We start from the raw sequence: 22,020 nt of genomic DNA on the forward strand, positions 1-22,020 counted from the left end.
CTTAAGCATAGATTCAGATTGGCATTATAAAAATTAAATGACAAAAACAGTACTTTTTATTGATCGTCAAAGTATATTAAATATTTCATCCCGAAACTATAAACACTGCCTATTAAATTTCAAAACGTATTACGTAAACTGTATTTACCTAGTCATTGGTTAAGATGGAGCGTAACGTATCAATGAGACGTAAATTGTCTTCTGCAATACCAACAGTAATACGTAACCAATTAGGCAAACCATAACCTGCTAATGGACGCACTATAACCCCCTGCTCTAGCAACGCCTGATAAATAGAAATAGCGGTTATATCTTCCATCTCAACTTTTATTTCCACCATAATGAAGTTAGCATGCGACTTGATAAATGCCAGTCCCAACGCATCAAATTGCTTTTCCAACCAATGCATTTGCTCTTGGTTAGTATTGCGCGTCTCTTCAATAAAATCTTGGTCGCCAAGTGCCGCAACTGCTCCAGCGAGTCCGACGCGGCTGACATTAAACGGCTGGCGAATACGATTGAGCAGCTCTGCCACAGCAGTTGAGCTCAGTGCGTAACCAATACGTAAACCTGCTAACCCATAAGCTTTAGAAAAAGTGCGGACAATAACCACATTATCAAACTCATCTAGCAGCGCACGATTATTACTTTCAGGGCTATATTCAATATAAGCCTCGTCTAATACCACCAATACCGAACTTGGAATACTGGCAACAAACTTGTGCAATTCTTTATGCTGAAGCTGAGTGCCTGTTGGATTGTTTGGGTTTGCTATAAAAACCATTTTAGTATTAGGATTATCGTCTACTGCTTGACGCATAGCGTCCAAATTGTGACCAAATCGATGCGCAGGCACTTCTACACCTGTTGCGCCTTGCATTCTAGTCACCATCGGGTAGACGATAAAACAATACTGACTGTATACTACCACATCATCAGCACTTACAAAGGCACGTGCTAGGATATCCAGCAGATCATTAGAGCCATTGCCTAAAGTAATACACTCTATATTGATATCAGTAAAATCAGAAAGCGCTTGCTTTAAATAGTGTCCGTTCCCATCTGGATAACGTGCCAGCTTTCCTAATTGCTCGGTAATCGCTAATGTTACTTGCGGCGAGCAGCCTATGGGGTTTTCGTTACTTGCAAGCTTCACTACATCGAAAACCCCATATTCTCGACTCAACTCTTCGACAGGCTTGCCAGTCTGATACGGTGTTAGCTCCAAAATACTATCATAGGCTGGTGTCAACGGTGACAACGCTAGCTTTGTCGATTCTGTCGATTTAGTAGGCTGCATAATTTACCCTAAGATGTTATAACCTATTTATTATGAATGACTTATTATTAGTGGTTACTGTTAAAACGCATTCGATGACCGCTTTATTCATACAACATCCATTGCATAACAAGCGCTCTATAGCACAGCTTTCGGATATGAGCCTAGTACACGTACATCTTTCACCAACGGCCGAATATCATCGATAGCTGCACTCACATTTACATCTTGAATATGACCATTCATATCAATAAAGAAGACATAAGCCCATTTATTAGGGCGTTCAGGTCGAGTCTCAATGCTGGTCATCGACACACCATGATATGACAATGGCTTGAGGATTTCGATTAGGGCACCTGCTTTGTCATGAGCTGAGACCACAATAGAAGTCTTGTCTTGTCCTGATGGCGCAATGGCCTCATGACCAACAATTAAAAAACGCGTGGTATTACTAGGATTGTCTTCAATATTTGAATATAGCTTATGTAGATCATACTCTGCAGCGGCGACATCACCTGCGATAGCTGCTGAATGCCACTCGTTTTTAAGACGACGGGCCGCTTCACCATTACTCGATACTGCCACACGCTCAACATTAGGAAAATTAACATCAAGCCAATGACGGCACTGGGCAAGGGACTGCTGGTGTGAATAAATACGGCTTAAGCTATCAACCTTAGTATGTTCAGCAACAAGAAAGTTTTGATGAATGGGTAACTCAACTTCCCCAATAATCTTCAACGTTGAAGATAAGAATCCATCCAAAGTATGGTTGACCACCCCTTCTGAAGAATTCTCAACGGGTACAACACCATACATAGCAGTACCAGCTTCAACTTCACGGAATACATCAGTGATGGTCGTCATCGGTACTGTGTCAGCAGCTTTACCAAAATGCTTTAAGGCGGCAGCGTGAGTAAAGGTACCAACTGGACCTAAAAATGCAATACGCTGCGGCGCTTCTAAATCCAAGCAAACCGACATGATCTCACGGAACAAACGTGCCATTTTTTCATCAGCGATTGGACCAGTATTACGCTCCATGACTGCTTTTAACACTTGTGCTTCGCGTTCTGGACGATAAAAAATAGGATTTTGCTCAGCAGCAAAACCACTTTTTGCTACATGCTCCTTTTTGACAGTTGCCACTTGTTGAGCAAGCTTGGCACGGTCGTTTATTAGCGTATGTATTTCAGTGTCGACCGCATCAATACTGTGGCGCAGTTGGTTCAAAAACTCTTGATCGGTCGCGGTATCGCTTGTACTTGCGGCAGTTGGATTTAGATGATTTGTGTTTTGTTTTGAAGACTGCTCACTCATTACCGCTTATCCTTTTTATTCCTGTTAGGTGTCACTACAGCCTTAAATACTAACGTATCTAGCATGTCACCAATATATTTAAGGTGTTTTATCTTTATCTTATTTATGGCTCAGTTTTTATAATTCGGTTCGTATTATTTAACCTTTACAACTTATTTTTTATAAGTTAACGGTTGGAAAACTTGACAGCCAATCGAACAACCGCCTCTACTATAGCAAAAACCTTGCACAGTGCCCATGCGTAAATAAACTAAATGACACAAAATCATGATAAAGGGCCATCTTTTTTATGATTGCCGAATATATACTTGGGAAAACAGTACCAGCCAAACTATCATGCAAATTTACATAGCAAATTGTGCTACAGTTTCATATGAGTCATACCGCTATTAGGCGAATGGCTACCGTTAACTGTTTTTATAAGGATATATGATGAGCGCATTACAACAACTTAGCACCATGACCACTATTGTTGCAGATACAGGCGACCTTGCCGCTATTGCGCGACTAAAACCTATCGATGCGACCACCAATCCAAGCTTAATCACCAAAGCACTTATGAACTCTGACAATCAAACGCTGCTGCTAGAAACCATGAGCCAACATCAAGGCAATGTGGACGCAGTCATCGACGCGCTTACCATTCAAATTGGCTGCGATATTTTAGAGTTGATCGAAGGTCGCGTATCTACAGAGGTTGATGCTCGCTTATCTTATGACACACAAGCGACTATTGATAAAGCTTTAGAGTTTATGGACGCTTACCAAAAAGCAGGCATCAACTCTGAGCGTATCTTGATTAAAATGGCCGCTACTTGGCAAGGGATTGAAGCGGCGCGCTACCTTGAGACTCAAGGCATCCATTGCAACTTAACGTTATTATTTGGACAACATCAAGCCGTCGCTTGCGCTGATGCAGGGGTCACCCTGATTTCACCTTTTGTCGGTCGTATTTTAGATTGGCAAAAACGCCAACAAAACCGTCAAAACGTCCCCGTCTCTGACGATATGGGCGTACAATCAGTAAAGCTTATTTATCAATACTATAAGCAGCATGGCTATGACACACAAGTGATGGGAGCAAGTTTTCGCTCAGTTGAGCAAATACTTGCATTGGCAGGTTGTGACTTGCTAACCATTGCGCCAAACCTTATTGATGAATTGGCTGCAATGGATACAAGCGTTACGCCTCAACTCTCATCTGCTATGGCTACAGATGCGGATGCTATGAAAAAGGTCAGCTTGACTCATGAGGCTTTTATTCATGAGTATCAACAGGATAAAATCACACAAGATTTGTTGCCTAAAGGCATTGATGGTTTTATTGGTGCACGCGACGAGCTGGCTCAGACGTTGGCAGCATTACGCTAATAATTCATACAAAATGATATAGCTGCCCTTATTTAATAAAAAAGCGCCCTAACAATTAAGTTGGTGCGCTTTTTTCGTATTTTAACAGCGATATTTAAGCCTTCAAAACTGTGTAAACAGGCACTGCAAACTCACCATGTAAGTCGACTAGATCAAGCAATACTAAAGCCCCTACTACCGTATGTTCAGCTGATCTACATAGCTCATAAGCAGTCGTAAGCGTGCCACCGGTCGCCAAAATATCATCAACCAATAGTACGCGCTCAGGTGGCAAGTTATTTTGCATCTCTAGAGTATCTTTGCCGTACTCTAGCGCATAAGCCTTATTAGCAACTGGTGGTGGCAATTTGCCTGGTTTGCGTAGCAGTATCATCCCTTTACCCAATCGACCTGCCAGTAAGCTTGCAAACACAAAACCGCGTGCTTCCACTGCCCCCAAACAATCCACTTCATCGATCAATCCATCAGGTAATGCTGCCAAAAGTGCATCGATAACCTCATCAATATGACTACGCAGTAACGGCGTAATATCATAAAAATCAATGCCGACTTTTGGAAAGTCAGGTACAGTACGTATAATTTGCCAAAATGGATGGTCAGTATTCAGCACATGAGATGGCTTGGATTTGTTATCAACTGGTATAGCGGCGGTAGTAACGCTCATAATCACCCTTCATTTAAAATCATGTACAGTAGTAAAAATGCATGTAATGCCTAAATTGGCGGCGCTCATCATAACACAATGACTGTTATTTTGATGAGCCAACACAGATAGATAAGGTCAATTACATCAAGTAAAATGTAATCTATAACTTGATAAATGCTTACTTATCTCAATATACAAGTGTAAACTTAACCACGTAAAGTGTCGTTATATGATAAACTACGGGCGCTTTTGCAGGCTGCTAATAAAGATAGAACCAGTAACAATTGATAGGATTATGTATGAAACGTTATGAATGTATTGTGTGTGGTTGGATTTATGATGAGGAGCTCGGCTGCCCTGAAGAAGGTATCGCTCCTGGTACTAAATGGGATGATATCCCTGATGACTGGACATGTCCTGAATGCGGTGTTGGTAAGTTAGATTTTGAGATGATGGAAGTCTAGATTTACAGAACGCTAACTAGGATATCCCATGACGAATTCGAATTATTCTGATGACACCACCCCTTATTTTGGCTCAAACAAGCCTATAGACACACAAATTAGGGACAAATCTGAGGTAACAGGCTTACCTGATGTTTCTGATAGTTTTCCAATGCCTGTTGATTCAGCATACAGCTACCCTACACCAGCTTGGGAAACGCTTGGTGAGCATAACTGGCGAGCGTCAGATCTGAGCGATCATCTTTATCAAGCCATGATTGATATCGGTGATGGTATTAACCTATGTGTCGAAGCTGGTGGGAATCCTACTCATCCGCCCCTACTTATGGTAATGGGTCTTGGCTCGCAAATGGTGTTTTGGCCAGATGACTTTATAAAACGTCTGATTGATGCTGGTTTTTTTGTGATTCGTTTTGACAATCGTGATATTGGTCTGTCTTCTAAAGTTCAGATTGAGGGTTTGCCACGTGTAAGCCAGCTTAAGATGATGCTGCGTTTGCAAACGGGGCTGTCCAACAAGAGCCAACAGGTTGCTTACAACCTAACCGATATGGCAGAAGATACTGTACGCCTAATCAAGGCCTTGAATCTTGGTAGTACACATCTGCTCGGCGCTTCTATGGGCGGTATGATTGCACAGATCGTTGCTGCGCGCTATCCAAGTTTAGTAGAGCGTCTAGCGCTGATGTTTACCACGACCAATCGTGCTTTTTTAAAGCCACCCAAACCCAAGCAGTTATATACCTTGATCAATCGTCCTGAGAGTCATTCTGAGCGTGATATCGTACGCCATAGTGTCTGGTTTATGAAAACAGTAGGGACGCCCGGTCATGTTAACGTACGAACGGTACGCGAAATTGCCAAACTTCGCTATCAACGTAACTTCCACCCGCTAGGTACGGTGCAGCAGTTAAATGCTATTTTAGCATCAGGCTCTATTAGTCGCTTTAGTAAGCAAGTCAAAGCGCCAACCATTGTTATTCATGGTAGTGCAGATGGTTTACTGCCAGCTTCGCAAGGTCGCGTAGTGGCTAAGACCATTCCAAATGCGAAATTCCATTTAATTGAGGGCATGGCACATGATATTCCAGCGTACTATCAACCTTATCTTGTTGATTTAATACGCAATCATCTATTAAATTAAACAGCTTAGATTGAATGGTTTTTAACACGCTACTCTATTAATCCTAAAAAAGGCTAGAAAGCACAAATAGTATGTGTTTTCTAGCCTTTTTTTAGCAGTGTTTCATCCATATATGACTACTCACAGCTGACGTTATCACCTTTTTTATCAATACAAATCTTACTACCATCTTTTAGATTGCCTACCCACGCTTTGTTATCTTTAAATATAAACGCAGTCGGTTTTTTAGCACTTGTATCTTCAGCGCTGCTTTCATCTTCGACATTGCTTGTATCTTTATTACTGTTATTCTCATTATCAGCAATCAAGCCACTATCCTCGAATCGAAATGGTATAACCAGCTCACCCCCTAGATTTACAAACCCCCATTTATCATTCAGACGCACGGCAGCCAATCCTTCAGAAAATGAGCGTACTTCGTCAAATGAATAAGTAATCATAGTGACGTTTTTATCATCAACGAAACCCCAACGACCATCTTGCTGATGAGGCTGCAAAGTCGTGAAAGGTGTGGGTCTTGGTTGCTGCGTTTGAGCAGTAGCAGACATTGCCCCACTGTTACCCTCTTTAGCATTGGGGTCGCTGGTGGTTTTGCCATTTTTGTCCAGCCAGCTTGTAGACTGGTTTCTACGTATGCGAGCAACTCCGCCTCGATAATCGTCGATGTCAGTAATCGTCGATGAAAAAGGTACGATTGTCTGGTTGCCAGTGCCGATAACGCCATAATCACCGTTTCTTTTGACAACGATACGGCCCTCAGACACTGGACGCGCCCAGCCTCCATTGCCCTTGAACATCTCGTATATGGTAGGAACCACTTCACGACCTTGCATATTGATATAACCGACGCGGCCATGACGCAATACAGGCAATAATCCGCCTGCCATATTATTGGCATCCACCTTTTGGTAGCGTGACAGATCAACGACCCTTTTACCTTTGCTATTAATCAATGCAACTGGTGCGCCAAAGTCTGTTATCGCTAAGTAATGGCCACTAGCGGACGTACAAGAGACGTTTTTATAGTAGCTTTTGGGTATTTTGCAGCTAGCAGCGTTGGCTGTCGGCATTGAAAATACGGTAGTTAACAATATACCAGCCATCAAAGATAGTCGCGAGCCTTGTAATAGTGATAAAGTGGGCGCTGATAATGGTACAGATTGTCGCTTTGATAACATTTGCGCAACTGTTGACCATTTTAGTATGGAGTGTTGAGACATAGTCAAACCTAATTTAAAAGTATCAATGCCTACCGTAATCGTTGTTAAAGGCATTAATAACAATAAAAAGTACAAAAAGAAGTGCAAAAAAGACGTGCAGAACTGACTAGAATAGTAAGCGATTAAGACTTACGATTATAAGTAATCACAGTAGCAAATAGTAGCAATTTAACCAACACTAGTCTTGTAAGAATGTGACCCTGATATGCATAATGTGTCAAAAATTTGTCATGTATTAAGACAAGCGATGCATTTATAAAAAAATATCGCCGTTGTTCTCAAGAGATATTAATGCCCCTTGTATAATAAAGTGAAGCGTTTGTCATTGTACATTTTTAGCTACTTTTAAGCCGCCAGAAACGTATAAGCCGCTTATAACATCACTATAAGCTCAATGTTTTAACCTTGTTTTTTGCCTTGTAGATTCAAAATTCTTTGCGACAGTCACTATAGTCTGAGCGTTATTTTTATTTGCCTATCTGATCACATGATTGTGGTATAAGGATAATTTATGGCGGTTGCCTCTTCATATTCTGCAACGATTGGTTTAACGATTGGTTGTATTATTTTTGGCTTAGGAAGCCTAATTGTCGCCCATGTCGATATTGGCGGTTGGGCAATGGCCTTTTGGCGCCTTGCTATTTCAGGCGTTATATTTGCAATATTGGCAAAGTTGACTGGACAAAGGATGCCGCATTCAAGGCGTGCCATCATCTACGGTTTATTATCGGGCGTATTTTTAGGATTGGATTTAGCGCTTTGGCATGAGAGTATCTATGCCGTTGGCCCTGGCATCTCAACCTTACTCAACAGTTTACAGATTTTCTTTTTGGCGGCTATCGGGTTTTTATACTTTAATGAGCGTCAGTCTGCCTTACAGCTACTCAGTCTGTGCCTAGCGATGTTGGGCGTGGCAATGATTGGTAGCCCTGAGTTTGCGCATAACACTAACGCGACTTGGGGTTTTATTGCTGGCATTGTGTCAGGAGGGATGTTGGCTGCGTCTATGACTTTTATTCGTAAGACTCATGATACAGAACCGACCCCGATCTTTGTATTGATGCAACTGATTAGTATTGGCGGGGTGCTCGCTATGATCGTGCCAATGCTCGTTTTAGATACGGGCAATATAATGCCTAATACGTTGTCTGAGGTTGGTTGGGTGCTGGTCTATGGCGCGGTGATGCAATGTGTGGCATGGGGGTTAATTGCCTATTCTATACCTAAATTATCATTGGCACTAACAGGACTGCTTTTATTAACTGAGCCAGTTGCAGCGCTAATTATCGATTATAGCTGGCTGGACAAACCTATCAATACTTTACAATGGAGCGGCGCGCTACTGACTATGTTTGCCATATATTTAGGCTCAATCAAACCCAAGCCAGGCGCGCTGCGTCGTTATCGATTTTTTTCAAGGTTTTATAGACGTAAATACTAGTAAAGGCTGTTCATCATTACAATAACTATTGTTAGGTATAAGAATACCTAAATATAATACTCTACTCTTTTTGACTATTAAACAAAGCGTTTAGTATGATAGCGGTCAGAGTTGCTGTACCGATACCACCTAAGTCAAAACCTCCTAGATGTAAGCTAAAGTTCCCCGTACCCATAATCACCGTAACGGCAGCAATGATAAGATTGCTGTTTTTGCTAAAATCAATGTGACTGTCTATCCATATCTTCACCCCAGCAATAGCAATCAAGCCAAAAACGACAATAGAGGCACCGCCCAATAATGCTGGAGGAATCGTCTGAATAATAGCGCCAAACTTTGGCGACAATCCTAGTAAAATAGCAACCAAACCTGCTATGACAAAGATAGTTGTACTATAGACCTTGGTTACCGCCATCACACCGATGTTTTCAGCATAAGTCGTCACCCCAGTACCACCAAACCCCGCTGAAAACGTCGTCGCCACACCGTCAGCTAAAAATGCACGGCCCATATAAGGCGTAACGCGTGATTTGGTCATTCCTTCTACTGCTTTAAAGTGTCCAAGATTTTCGGCAACGAGAATAAAAGCCACAGGCGCTATCAAGATAATAGCACTCATCTCAAAACGCGGCGCATGTATACCTGGTAGCCCAAACCATGAGGCAGCAGCCACACTTGTAAAATCAATCGCTGTGCCAAAACCCAATAAGTTAGTCATAACATAGTAGGCGATGTAGGATAATATCAAACCCACTAATAACAGCAAACGTCTTAGCATACCGCGAGTAAACACTGCCACACTACTGATTAGTAGCACAGTTAATGCTGCCATCCATGCGTCAAACTGATTGGCCGACACCCCTTGAATAGTAACTGGTGCTAGATTAAGACCGATAATCATGACAATAGCACCAGTCACAATAGGCGGCATTAAACGCTCAATCCAGCCTGTGCCAGTTTTCATTACTAACAAGCCTATTAGCGCATAAATAATCCCGCAGGCCATAATGCCGCCTAAAGCGACATCTAAATTGGTATTAAAGCCTACGCCAGCATAAGCTGTCACAGCAATGACAGGGCCAATAAAGGCAAAGCTTGAGCCAAGATAGCTGGGCATACGACCGCCGGTAATCATAAAAAACATCACCGTACAGATACCTGACATCAAAATAGCCAAGTTAGGATCAAAACCCATTAATAGCGGTGCAAGGACGGTGGCACCAAACATAGCAAAGGTATGCTGAACACCAAGTAAAATACTTTTAGAAGCGGGTAGATATTCATTGATACCGACAGGATTGTGGTCAAGATCCCCACGATAAGGTCGCCATGTGGGGAACCAGCGTCCATTTTCAAAGTCTGGGTTATTGGCAAGTTGCATTGTAGCTAGACTGATACCTGCTGCTTCTAATGCCGTTGGAGGGGTTTGAGTTTTGGCGCTATTTTCTGAGTGAGATGAATGCTGTGTCTTGGCGGGGTCTTCTGGAGGAGTTACCATGCGCGTGTCCTATGTGGCCGAAAATAATAGCTAAAAAGGATAAATAAAGAGTTAATGACGCAAGCACCATCCTATTTAGTATATCTCACCATATTGCTGACTTCATCTAACAATATTTATTTAGCTTAACCTGCAACACTGGTATACTTAACAAATGGTGGTTGTTTATACAAATTTGGTACATTTTACTAGATGTCTGATGCAAGATATGTTCTACTAAATCCGTCGCTTTGGCGGATTTTGACCCAGTATGCCTTACAACAGCAACAGCTTACAGGATGTTACATAGGCATCAACGCCAAGCATCATAACGGAAATCTATAATAAACAAAAGCTATTATTCTTCCATCATCCGTACTACCGAGTTTAAGCGCTTATATAGATGATGCTACAAATTCATTGTTTAGCAATGGCTACTCTTTACTGTAATTAGGCACGCTCGTGATGTTTGCGATATTGATTAAGCGATAAAGTCGTTTTTATTAATAAGTTAGCTACGATAACAACCCTATTTACTCACTTTTATTTTTTGGTAATTTATTATGATTAGTGTATTTGATCTATTTAAAATTGGTATTGGTCCTTCAAGCTCACATACTGTAGGGCCTATGGTAGCCGCTAACTTATTTTTGACTTCTTTGAGTAAACAATTCGAGCTAACAGACATCACAAAATTAGAGATTGAACTATACGGCTCACTCGCTGCAACGGGTGAAGGGCATGCAACTGATACAGCTATTCTATTAGGTTTACTTGGTCATACGCCAAGTACCATCGACACACGACTGACCAGCCAATACCTCACACCTATCTTTTCAGATAAAAAAATGAATGTATCAGGTCATCATGTTATCGACTTTGATACAGAGCATGATATCTACTGGTATGACGATACTGTTCTCCCTTATCATCCTAATGCGCTGACCATTCGTGCCCTATTGGCAGACGACACTCATTATCAGCAAACTTATTACTCAGTCGGTGGTGGCTTCGTTATTAATGACGATGATGCACATAATCCAGATGAAGATCATGGTACGCCAACGATCGATATAGTCCCTTATCCTTTCAATACTGCAGCTGAGCTACTTGAGCAGTGTCGTCAGCACAAGTTAAGTGTGAGCGAGTTGGTATTGGCAAACGAATGCCATTATCGTGATAAAGAAGAGATTTTTGCCTATCTAGATTCTATTTGGGGGGTAATGCAAAACTGTGTCGAACAAGGTTGTCAGAACAGTGGCATTTTACCAGGTGGTCTGGACGTCAAACGCCGTGCTCAAGCGTTGTATCTGCAGCTATGTGCTGAAAAAGACAAACCTATTGCAAAAACCGATAAGCTTGCTGCAATGGATTGGGTTGATTTATATGCCCTTGCCGTCAATGAAGAAAATGCAAATGGGGGTAATGTCGTCACTGCTCCAACCAATGGTGCTGCTGGTATTATCCCTGCAGTTATGTGCTATTATCGCGACTTTTTATCGAACTACAGTCAAGCAGGTGCTCACAAATTCTTGTTAAATGCCACGGCAATCGGTAGCTTAATCAAACAAAATGCGTCAATCTCTGGTGCTGAAGTTGGCTGCCAAGGTGAAGTCGGCTCTGCTTGTGCGATGGCTGCATCTGCATTAGCAGAGATTATGGGCGGCGATCCTGCCAAATGTCTCAACGCAGCTGAGATCGGCATTGAGCATAATCTAGGTCTTACCTGTGATCCTGTTGGCGGCCTCGTACAAGTACCTTGTATTGAACGTAATGCTATGGGCGCAGTAAAAGCAATCAACGCCGCTCGTCTTGCCTGCCGAGGCAATGGTCAGCATTTTGTTTCATTAGATAAGGCAATTGAGACCATGAAACAAACTGGTGCTGATATGTCGGACAAATATAAAGAGACCGCACGTGGTGGTCTTGCCGTTTATGCAGATAATCGCATACCTACCGCTACCCATGGTGTTAGCGTCAACTATAGCCAGTGCTAAAACTATGATTTAAGAATATAAAGTTAATAACTACCATAAAAAAGCCTCTAATAACTTAGAGGCTTTTTTTGGCGTTCTTACTAACTACTTAGTAATTGTAATAAAAAATATTATTCAGCAGTTTTTGAGATAACGTCGTTTAAGATCCAAACAGGCTTAACCACACCAGTTTCAGTATCAGCAATTGCTTCTTGACGCACATCTAACATGTAGCGATAGTTTGGCTCATAGGTAAAGCCTTGGATGCTACCGTTCAACGTGTTGTAATTCTTTTGATAGCTTTGGCGGTATTGTAAACACTGTGTTTCAACTGTATTTCCAGTAGTATCCATACGCTCACAAAGTGCTTTGCGCGGGGCAACTTCTACTTCAAAGCTTGGAATATTCACAACTTTAACGTTTACTGCTTGACCCTCTACTACCATGGTACGCTCATCGTCTAGACCCATCGTAGAACAACCTGCTAATGCAAAAGTGGCTGCAAATGCTGCAATTGCTAATTTTTTCATTTTTATACCCTCAATCAATTATCGTTAAATAGCTCATATCTTATTCATTAAATATTGTTAGTCTATTTATGGCTCTTGTAGAGCCTTATAAATAACACATCACTTCAAGATATAAACATTAATAATAAGTACACTTCTATAAGGACTAGATATAATGCCCAAACAAAAGCAGTACTACTTATTGTTGTACTGCAATTAGTATAGGTCTTGAATAAGCTTTGTCTCTATAACTGGTTTGTAACGTAACGTCAGTATTTGCAACTGGTGTTATTCAAACGTACTCACACCTTATCGAATTTTTATATTATAAGCCAAAAACTATTAATCATAGGGATTGAATAGAAATTAATACAACGCCTATTTAGCTACGATAATCTGCATTAATTTTGACATAATCATAAGATAGATCACAGGTATAAACAGTGTCGCTGGCATCACCTCGCGCTAAGTCAATATGAATAGTAATTTCAGGGCGACTCATAACGGTCTTGCCAGCCTCTTCGGTATAATTTGGTGCTACCCCTCCGTTTTGACAGATCATAACATCATCTAAATACACATCTACTTGCTCAGTGTCTAAGTCTTCGATACCAGCATAACCAACTGCTGCTAAGATGCGGCCCCAATTAGCATCGCTTGCAAAAAACGCTGTCTTTACCAATGGTGAATGCGCAACTGCATAAGCCACATCGCAGCATTCTTGAGTGGTTTTACCACCGGTGACTTTTACGGTCATAAACTTTGTTGCACCCTCACCGTCGCGTACAATTAATTGGGCCAGACGCACGAACACATCAGTTAGGGCAGTAAGTAGCGACTGATAATGTGGATGCTCAGGACTATCGATTACATCGGTACTGGCAGCCCCTGTCGCTATCAATACGCAGCAGTCATTGGTTGAGGTATCGCCATCGACGGTAATACGGTTAAAAGACTGCTCATTAATAGCAACCAGCATCTCTTGCAATAGGTCAGCTGCAATATTGGCATCAGTCGCCACATAACCCAGCATGGTCGCCATATTAGGGCGGATCATGCCTGAGCCTTTAGATATACCAGTGATATGATAGCTCGTATCTGCAATATCCACTTTTTGGCTTGCAAGCTTAGGAATAGTATCAGTCGTCCGAATCCCATTAGCCGCTGCCAACCAGTTATCTGCTTTTAAGCTGTCTAAAGCCTTATCTAACCCCGCTATGACCGCTTCACTATTTAGCGGCTCACCTATCACACCAGTAGAGAACGGCAGCACCGCACTGGTGTCTACGCCAGCCTTACTCGCTAAAGCCACGCAAATCTCTTCTGCGCGGCGCTTACCATCAGCACCTGTACCCGCATTGGCATTACCTGTATTGGTCACTAAATAACGTGGACTGGCCTTAGCAAAGTGCTCTCGCAATACACGTACAGGTGCGGCACAAAATGTATTTTTAGTAGTTACAACTGCGCTAGTCGCAGTCTCAGCAATTTCGATGACCACTAAATCGTCGCGGTCTTTATAGCGCACGCCTGCTGCGGTAGCACTTAATTTGATACCGTCAATAGGATAAATAGTATTGGGTACTGCAACGTTTCCGACAGCCATAGCTCAATCCTTACCAATTAATTTTTAGAGTTGTTTACTAAATATACATTTAGTTGAGATTCATTCATCAATATTACTTTTACGCACCCTCTAATCTTGACTCAAGTCAAACGCTGACCAAATAGGCGCGTGATCAGAGGGTTTTTCCATGGCACGTAGCTCATAGCTAATACCAGCACCCACACAACGATCAGTCAAATCAGTGGTACATAAAATATGATCGATACGTAGGCCACGCTTTGGATCATCATTGAAGCCGCGACTGCGATAGTCAAACCAGCTATATAATTCAGTGCTTTCTGGATAATGAAGACGATAGGTATCAATCAACTCTCGTGACATTAAGTCTGCATACCACTCGCGCTCTTCTGGCAAAAACGAAGTTTTTCTATTTTTAAGCCAGCGTTTAGCATTGGCTTCACCAATTCCGATATCGATATCTTCTGGCGCAATATTCATATCACCCATTATAATAAGCGAACGACCTTCTGCTTTTAACGTATCAATATAAGCCATTAAATCTGCATAGTAAGCGCGCTTCATTGGAAACTTAGTCGGATGATCTTCACTCTCCCCTTGTGGGAAATAGCCATTAAGCACATCAATTTCATGGCCTTGCAGCTCATAACGTGCGTGAATAAAGCGTTTTTGCGCTTCCTCATCTTCATCAGGAAAACCTTTTTGTACAAATATTGGTGCAACCTTGGATAATAGCGCTACCCCATAATGTCCTTTTTGTCCAAAATACTCAACGTGATAACCAAGGCTCTCTACATTTTCAAGGGGGAACTGGTCATCATGAACCTTCGTTTCTTGTAACCCCATGACATCAGGGTCGATTACTTCTCGCACCGCCTCAAGCTGATGTTGACGAGCGCGAATACCATTGATATTAAAACTAACAAAACGGGTCATGCGATATCCTATATTAACGGGTTCAAGTTTGTTCATGATTTATAAATTATTCTGCTAAATTCTGGAATGTAAAAGGACGATAAATAGCAATAAAAAGCGCTAAGTCGACCTTTTTATTGCGTGTCTTCAAATCTTAAGATACAGTAGAAAACTTACTTTACTGACCGTTATGACACAACAAGTAGCGGCATATTTTTCTTCTAATCATGTTTATCTTATATATATTTATAAACATTGACATAATTTTACTGAGCTACTTTTTTAGCCAAACGATGTGAGCCAAATTATGACGACAACGCCATCAAATCCTACAATATCACCTTTATTCTCTACCGATTACCGCGTATATATCAACCATACTGATGCTGGCGGTATAGTCTACCACGCCAACCATCTGGTGTTTTTTGAAAATTGTCGCCGCGACTGGTTTAGTCAGCTTGGTCTAAACGGCTATTTTATGCATGCTGATGATGGTCAAATCCAGCACTTTGTAGTGAGTCAAGCACAGCTACAGTACAAAAAAGCAATATTTTTAGATGAAGTCATTAAGGTACATATCGATCGAGTTGAACTAAAACCTGCTAGCATTGTATTCTATCAAAGTATTCATCGCCATGCGCCACAGGACGCAAATGAAAACCACTACCCTTCGGCTAAAACCTTATTAAGTAGCGCCAAGATTGTGATTGCTTGCGTGCAAAATCAGACAACACCAGAGCCAGCCGATAGTGCTGATACATCAGACATAGTGGCTAGTGCTGCACCAATACGGCCGATACGAGTGCCAAAAAACCTTCACGACAGTATTCAACAAGCCATAGCACACCATACTACTGACCAATAACATTTGTACATGGTTATTGACAAAAACTCTTGCTGATCTTTAAGAATATTTGGGTATAGAGTAAGCGCTCTACAGTAGTGAATCCGAGCAGTGAAAAACTACCTAATAGAGTTAATAAGCCTGTAACGTCTCAAACATGACTTACGAAGGTCAAAACCAAACTTACAATAGACTCGGACCTTCCTTTATCCTGCACCATATATTAGTACATTTGTCTACTATTTTTATATACCCTTCAGTATTAATACCCCAATATAAATATCAATTACAGCTATGTTACTCTAAGGTTAAATTATACAACTATATTATTTCATTGCTCAAATTGGTAATGGAATAAGTCTTGGTTGTATTTTTCTTTAGAGACCAAGTTTATTTTATAGTCGAATCTACTTAGCGAATCTTTACAGGACAAATTTTCCAAATTAAGCCTAGGTTATATAACGACTAAAGTATCTTAGCAGCCTGTCAATTAATAAGGATATTATCGCATTCAGCGCCATATTGGTCGCGATGGCGTTAATTTGTATTGTTGATGGAGATAGAACTGCTCTCTTCTAAGCCCTCTCCCTATAGCAATCAATACACTTTAAGGACGCTAACAATGACAGAGAACAAACCTTGGCTAGATCATTACCCTAGTACCGTACCCAAAACGATTGATCCTGATAAATATGGCAACTTAATAGAGCTGTATGAGGAGTGCTTTAATCGGTATCGCATGCATCCTATGAGCATTTGCATGGGCGTCACTCATACTTATGATGATGTCGATAAAGCATCATTGGCCGTTGCTGCATGGTTGCAAGCGCAAGGACTACCAAAAGGTAGTCTTGTGGCGCTAATGATGCCAAACGTGCCACAGTATTTGCCAATTATGATCGGTATTTTGCGCGCAGGCTATGTTTGCACCCCTATCAATCCCTTATATACTGGACGCGAATTACGCCATCAACTAAATGATTCAGGCGCTAAAATCATATTTATCGTTGATAACTTTGCTCAAGCGCTTGAACAAGTAGTTGATGAGACTTCTATAAATCGTATTGTCCTATCAAAGATGGGCGATATGATGGGTCTAAAAGGAATGTTGGTCAACACCGTTATTCGACAAGTCAAACGCTTAGTCCCCAAATATAAGCTTAACGATCCTAAGCATGAAGTAACCAAATTCCCTGATGTCCTCAAAAAAGGTAAAGCGTTACCATTTCAAGCCCCAACAATGGCATCAGAGCAAAAAGCCATTTTACAATATACTGGTGGTACGACAGGCCTATCAAAAGGAGCAGTATTGACTCAGCGCAACATCATCGCAGCTGCCCTACAGTCAGAAGCTTGGTACCGACCTGTCACCTCAAATATGAATGAGGCATATATCAATATGGTTATGGCTTTGCCGCTTTATCATATTTTTGCCTTTATGCTCAGCCTACTAGGTATGCGTTCAGGTTATACCTTTATCTTAATACCTAACCCACGCGATATGCCAGGGTTTATAAAAACCTTATCAAAGCAGCCCTTCCACATCTTTCCTGCAGTCAATACTTTATTTAAAGGATTGCTCGATCAGCCGAACTTTAAACAGTTAGATTTTAGCTCATTACGTATTACACAAGCAGGCGGGATGGCAGCGACTGAACAAACAGCAGCTCGCTGGCTGGAAACCACAGGCTGTGCAATGATCGAAGGTTGGGGCATGACAGAAGGCGTCGCTGTAGGTACAGCTAACGTAGTGACAGATCGTAAATTTAATGGGACGATTGGCGTTCCAGGTCCTGGTGTTGACATTATTGTGATCAACGACCAAGATCGACGTGTTGGTGTGCATCAGGTAGGTGAGATGTGTATCAAAGGCCCTAATGTGACCTCTGGTTATTTCAATCACGATAATCATGAAAGTTTTACTAAGGACGGCTACTTTCGTACTGGTGATATCGTCAGTATGGACGAAAAAGGCTATTTTACTTTGCTCGATCGCAAAAAAGACATGATTTTGGTCTCAGGTTTCAATGTGTTCCCCAATGAAATTGAGTCGGTTATGCTTGATTGTGATGGTATTGTCGACTGTGCGGTAATTGGTATCGATGATGAACGCCAAGGCGAAGCTGTCAAAATTTATATCGTACCAGCAGACAGCAACGTCACCGCAGATGTGGTTAAAGATTTTGCGTTAGATAACTTGACTGGTTATAAATGCCCGCGCCATATTGAGTTTGTTAGTGAACTACCAAAAAGTAACGTTGGCAAAGTATTACGTCAGAAATTACGTGAAAAGCATTTATTAGATAATGCTTAGGCTATTCCAAACAACGTAAGTAATGTTGCATATTTTTCAAGGTTAGACTAAAAATCTGTAAAATAGTATAAAATGCAAAACTAATAAAAAACCCTCTATACGTTAATATAGAGGGTTTTTTGCTATATATAGTGAGTTCAGCATAAAAACGACACAGTGGGACTGAGATGAATTTTACGCAGCATCGAGCGGCGCAGGCACAGCAAGCCAGAAAATTTATACCAGTTCCAAGTTTACATATAATGTATCTGTTTTATTTAGAATCGACTATAGATAAGGGTTGGTTCATTGATTAGCTGATTTTATTGACTACATTAAGTGGCAAATGTTTCATCGCTTGTCCTACAATTGACCATGGCATGCTTGGTACACACGCTTCTGCAACCCCTGATTCAATGGCAGCAACCATAGCTTTAGTACCAGTATCTGAATCGACTTCAAATGGTAAAGGCTTGGCGTTAGTATTAATCTCAGTACGGATATAACCTGGATAAATAGTAGACACTTTGATTGGTAGTTTCTCTAATAGCATATCGGCTCGAATACCTTCTGCTAAGTAAGCTAAGCCCGCCTTACTCGCCCCATAAGTAGTCATATGCTTGGGTAAACCGCGCATCGCCGACATACTTGATATTACTACTAGATGACCACTATTTTGCGCACGAAATATTTTCATTGCCGCTTCACACTGTGCCAATGCAGAAACAAAGTTTATCTCAGCAGTACGGCGATTGGTCTCAAAACGACCTTTACCAATACGGCGACTTTCACCTACCCCAGCGTTGACGACTACCCGATCGATATGACCAAAGTCTTCAGCGAAAGCATCAAATACTTCAAATATCGCATCATAATCGGTGACGTCTAAAACACGATACGCAATACTTATCTCAGGATATAGTTTCGTCAGTTCAGTCTTTAGCTGGTCTAGACGATCAGTGCGGCGCGCACAAATGGCTAAATTGTAGCCCAGCTTTGCAAACAACCGCGCCATGCCTTCGCCAAGACCTGAGCTGGCCCCTGTAATCAAGACAGTTTTGCCTTTTCCAACTTGAGACTTGGTCAAACCTTTTAGGTAGCGTGCCGGTTGAAGGGCACTTAATGCCTGATTCTTGCCTTGCTTAGCCGTTTGCGTTACTAGGCTCATTAATTTATTTTGCATAAGCAGTCCTTTATCTATCAGTGCATTAATATAAATCTAAAAGCATGTTTTCAAAACCCACCTATTATAGTAGATATGTCTGAGCAGATGGGTGTCGGTTGTGTATCAAAAGCAATAACAAAGACTACTAGCGCCAAGTGACGTAGCGCTTACCATCAGTAAATAAATGACTGTATTCGTTCAAAGACAATAAACGCGGCACTTGCTCTTTTACCGTAATGGAAGTCACGCCTGTATTAACAAGACTTCTGTTTAATTGATAGGCCGTCTGGCTACCTTGCTGCAATAAATGCGCGGTAATAGCAGCGATGACGCCGCCTGAGGTAAACACTAATATAGTACTATTACGCCCCAAATGACTCAATTGCGCAGCTTGTGTGTGTACATGCTCAAGCGCTTGCTGCGCACGTAAATTAAATTGCGGCCAACTTTCCAGATAGTCTGAGTCATTATCGCCTGCATGCCAGCGCTGCATTGCAAGATTAAACAATTCAGCTAAATAAGCCTTTGGTGTGTCGGACTTGGCAAGCTCTTCGGCGATCGCCTCTTGAGTCGTAAAAGCTGGGTCAGACTTAATAAAGACGTCCTTATGGTTAAACTCATTAAACGTATCGATCACATAGCTATCAGGCGCGGACAGATCTAGTGCAGGTGTCACATTGCTAGCAGCTATAGAAGGTTGATAGGCCTCCCAAAAATAGCGTGCAGAATCCTGTTGCCGCGATAGGCTGCCTGTAAATATCGCATCAATACGGCGCTGTGTGGTCGCATAATGCTGACCAAGCAAGCGCGCCTGCGTACTACCCAACTCTGAGAGCTGATCGTAATTTTCTTGTCCGAACGATGCTTGACCATGACGTGCCAAGAGAATAGTTGTCATAACCCTATTACCTTTTATTATATTCTAAAGTTTTATTTTTCAGATGAGTTAGTTTTTTGATCAAAATAGCCTTTTGGCAATATACCTTTGATGACGTTTTGTACGGGACTTGGTAGCTGCTCAACCATTCCAGCATCGACGCCCATATCTTGCAGATGCGGCTGTACCCGAGTCGTAAATAACGCATCACCTTCATACTTTGCAATCAGCTTTAGGCATTTGGCATGCAGGACATGGACGATAATCCAAAAGTTTTTAAAAGCAGGATTGGTAGTTTGTTTATTATAATAGCGATAATAGATTTGTTGTACGATACCCGCCAAGCGAAATAGCCCAAATACTTCATAAAACGTCCAGTTATCTATCTGTAGACCCGTACGCTCAAGATAATACTCCACCACTTCATCACGTGTCATCATGCCTTTTAAATGAGTCGGCTGACGGCGTGATTGCTGCATAATAATATTGTCATCTGCCTCAATCCAATAGGCCAATGCGCTGCCTAAATCCATCAATGGATCCCCTAAAGTAGCCATCTCCCAATCTAATACCCCAATAACCTTGGTAGGATCAGCGGCATCTAAGATAACATTGTCAAAACGCCAATCATTATGAATGACACAAGTAGTGCTGTCGGCAGGCGTATGTTTTCCGAGCCATTGACGTACGAGCGCAAAACTTGGCACATTTGGCGTTTTAGCTTTTACATAACGCTTATCCCAGCCACTGACTTGCCGCTCACAATAGCCTGCACCGCGACCTAGTGCCACTAAATCAGGATGGTCTTGATAATCAACTTGATGCAGCTCAATCAGTGCATCAATCACATTGGTACATAATTCACGTGTCTGCGCCTCATCTAAATCAATCTCTTTTGGTAAGTTGGCGCGCGGAATAATGCCTTCCATGCGCTCCATGACATAAAAGTCGGCACCGATGACAGACTCATCAGTACATAACGCTACCATCTTTGGTACATACGGATAAGCATCCATTAGCGCATTTTGTACCGTATATTCACGCACCATATCATGGGCTGATTTGGCTTTGGTGCCTTTGGGCGGACGGCGTAAGATGAGATCTTGACCTTTGTCCTCATCGCCGTATTGTAAACGGTAGGTCCAGTTTGACGCACCGCCTGAGAACTGCGTGACCGTAGGCTCACCACTTATGTCAACATTCTGTTCACGCAGCCACGCGCTGACAGCTTGAGCATCTAGCTCTTCGCCTGTTCGAACGTCGCCGCCCTTGTCTAACACCTTATTATTAACTGCCATATTATTGTTATCTGTAGCCATGTGATATTCCTTATCCTGTGGTCGCTTAACCACTTGTTAATACTGATATTTTCATATTTTTAAAAAGACCGACATTTAAGCTTAAATCTTTCCAAGAAAATGTCTCAGAATCAGTCATTCATTGTTCTTAAATTGAAATTATTTCTGCTTAGGCTATTTTAATGACTCACAAACT

General features: G+C 41.7%; 18 protein-coding genes. 7 read left to right on the forward strand and 11 right to left on the reverse strand.

Annotated features, from left to right (window positions below; genetic code table 11):
• Positions 1-148: 148 nt before the first annotated feature.
• Positions 149-1,300 carry a histidinol-phosphate transaminase gene (gene hisC / locus ACS8FC_RS11060; RefSeq protein ID WP_439296811.1) on the reverse strand — a complete coding sequence of 384 codons (1,152 nt, stop codon included), beginning with the start codon at positions 1,298-1,300 and terminating at the stop codon, positions 149-151.
• A 117-nt stretch (positions 1,301-1,417) separates the two neighbouring features.
• Positions 1,418-2,599, reverse strand: a complete 1,182-nt coding sequence (gene pheA, locus ACS8FC_RS11065) for a prephenate dehydratase (protein WP_439296812.1) — start codon at positions 2,597-2,599, stop codon at positions 1,418-1,420.
• Positions 2,600-3,031: 432 nt separating this feature from the next.
• On the opposite strand from pheA, the gene ACS8FC_RS11070 reads away from it, so the two are divergent.
• Positions 3,032-3,970, forward strand: coding sequence for a transaldolase (locus ACS8FC_RS11070; protein ID WP_439261438.1), 939 nt, complete (start codon positions 3,032-3,034; stop codon positions 3,968-3,970).
• A 94-nt stretch (positions 3,971-4,064) separates the two neighbouring features.
• On the opposite strand, the gene ACS8FC_RS11075 is transcribed toward ACS8FC_RS11070, so the two are convergent.
• On the reverse strand, positions 4,065-4,634 hold the full coding sequence (locus ACS8FC_RS11075) for an adenine phosphoribosyltransferase (protein WP_299220490.1): 570 nt from the start codon (positions 4,632-4,634) through the stop codon (positions 4,065-4,067).
• Positions 4,635-4,915: 281 nt separating this feature from the next.
• Between ACS8FC_RS11075 and ACS8FC_RS11080 the strand changes: the two genes are divergently transcribed.
• Both ACS8FC_RS11080 and ACS8FC_RS11085 read left to right on the forward strand, forming a co-directional pair.
• A complete protein-coding gene (locus tag ACS8FC_RS11080; RefSeq protein WP_058368698.1) occupies positions 4,916-5,080 on the forward strand; it encodes a rubredoxin in 165 nt (54 codons plus the stop codon).
• A 253-nt stretch (positions 5,081-5,333) separates the two neighbouring features.
• Entirely contained in the window at positions 5,334-6,224 is an 891-nt protein-coding gene (locus ACS8FC_RS11085; RefSeq protein ID WP_420884186.1) for an alpha/beta fold hydrolase, read from the forward strand.
• Between the two features lie 116 nt (positions 6,225-6,340).
• On the opposite strand, the gene ACS8FC_RS11090 is transcribed toward ACS8FC_RS11085, so the two are convergent.
• Complete coding sequence (locus tag ACS8FC_RS11090; protein ID WP_439261439.1) at positions 6,341-7,444, reverse strand: WG repeat-containing protein; 1,104 nt, start codon at positions 7,442-7,444, stop codon at positions 6,341-6,343.
• A 511-nt stretch (positions 7,445-7,955) separates the two neighbouring features.
• On the opposite strand from ACS8FC_RS11090, the gene ACS8FC_RS11095 reads away from it, so the two are divergent.
• Complete coding sequence (locus tag ACS8FC_RS11095; protein ID WP_075103167.1) at positions 7,956-8,885, forward strand: DMT family transporter; 930 nt, start codon at positions 7,956-7,958, stop codon at positions 8,883-8,885.
• A 61-nt stretch (positions 8,886-8,946) separates the two neighbouring features.
• Here the strand turns inward: ACS8FC_RS11095 and ACS8FC_RS11100 are convergent, their stop codons facing one another.
• The gene (locus tag ACS8FC_RS11100) at positions 8,947-10,266 is read right to left on the reverse strand and encodes a solute carrier family 23 protein (RefSeq protein WP_439296838.1); all 1,320 of its coding nucleotides are present in this window, start codon (positions 10,264-10,266) and stop codon (positions 8,947-8,949) included.
• A gap of 656 nt (positions 10,267-10,922) precedes the next feature.
• On the opposite strand from ACS8FC_RS11100, the gene ACS8FC_RS11105 reads away from it, so the two are divergent.
• Entirely contained in the window at positions 10,923-12,359 is a 1,437-nt protein-coding gene (locus ACS8FC_RS11105; RefSeq protein ID WP_439296840.1) for an L-serine ammonia-lyase, read from the forward strand.
• 110 nt (positions 12,360-12,469) lie between these two features.
• Here ACS8FC_RS11105 and ACS8FC_RS11110 read toward each other — a convergent pair whose 3' ends face one another.
• The 3 genes from ACS8FC_RS11110 to xthA form a co-directional block, all read right to left on the reverse strand.
• Positions 12,470-12,868, reverse strand: a complete 399-nt coding sequence (locus ACS8FC_RS11110) for a DUF4377 domain-containing protein (RefSeq protein WP_439261442.1) — start codon at positions 12,866-12,868, stop codon at positions 12,470-12,472.
• A 361-nt stretch (positions 12,869-13,229) separates the two neighbouring features.
• Positions 13,230-14,453: a bifunctional glutamate N-acetyltransferase/amino-acid acetyltransferase ArgJ gene (argJ, locus tag ACS8FC_RS11115; RefSeq protein ID WP_439296814.1), complete on the reverse strand. Its 1,224-nt coding sequence runs from the start codon at positions 14,451-14,453 to the stop codon at positions 13,230-13,232.
• 90 nt (positions 14,454-14,543) lie between these two features.
• Complete coding sequence (gene xthA / locus ACS8FC_RS11120; protein WP_439296816.1) at positions 14,544-15,368, reverse strand: exodeoxyribonuclease III; 825 nt, start codon at positions 15,366-15,368, stop codon at positions 14,544-14,546.
• A 286-nt stretch (positions 15,369-15,654) separates the two neighbouring features.
• On the opposite strand from xthA, the gene ACS8FC_RS11125 reads away from it, so the two are divergent.
• Both ACS8FC_RS11125 and ACS8FC_RS11130 read left to right on the forward strand, forming a co-directional pair.
• Positions 15,655-16,212 carry a thioesterase family protein gene (locus tag ACS8FC_RS11125; protein ID WP_439296818.1) on the forward strand — a complete coding sequence of 186 codons (558 nt, stop codon included), beginning with the start codon at positions 15,655-15,657 and terminating at the stop codon, positions 16,210-16,212.
• 601 nt (positions 16,213-16,813) lie between these two features.
• Positions 16,814-18,505, forward strand: a complete 1,692-nt coding sequence (locus ACS8FC_RS11130) for an AMP-binding protein (RefSeq protein WP_439296819.1) — start codon at positions 16,814-16,816, stop codon at positions 18,503-18,505.
• A gap of 292 nt (positions 18,506-18,797) precedes the next feature.
• Here the strand turns inward: ACS8FC_RS11130 and ACS8FC_RS11135 are convergent, their stop codons facing one another.
• The 3 genes from ACS8FC_RS11135 to ACS8FC_RS11145 all read right to left on the reverse strand — a co-directional run bounded on the left by ACS8FC_RS11135 (position 18,798) and on the right by ACS8FC_RS11145 (position 21,845).
• Positions 18,798-19,667, reverse strand: coding sequence for an SDR family oxidoreductase (locus tag ACS8FC_RS11135; protein ID WP_439296820.1), 870 nt, complete (start codon positions 19,665-19,667; stop codon positions 18,798-18,800).
• A gap of 127 nt (positions 19,668-19,794) precedes the next feature.
• Positions 19,795-20,547 (reverse strand): histidine phosphatase family protein, encoded by a 753-nt coding sequence (locus tag ACS8FC_RS11140; protein ID WP_439296821.1) that lies wholly within the window; start codon positions 20,545-20,547, stop codon positions 19,795-19,797.
• Between the two features lie 32 nt (positions 20,548-20,579).
• Positions 20,580-21,845 (reverse strand): phosphotransferase family protein, encoded by a 1,266-nt coding sequence (locus tag ACS8FC_RS11145; protein ID WP_439296822.1) that lies wholly within the window; start codon positions 21,843-21,845, stop codon positions 20,580-20,582.
• Positions 21,846-22,020 lie beyond the last annotated feature (175 nt).

Source organism: Psychrobacter sp. 1Y4, from assembly GCF_051847555.1.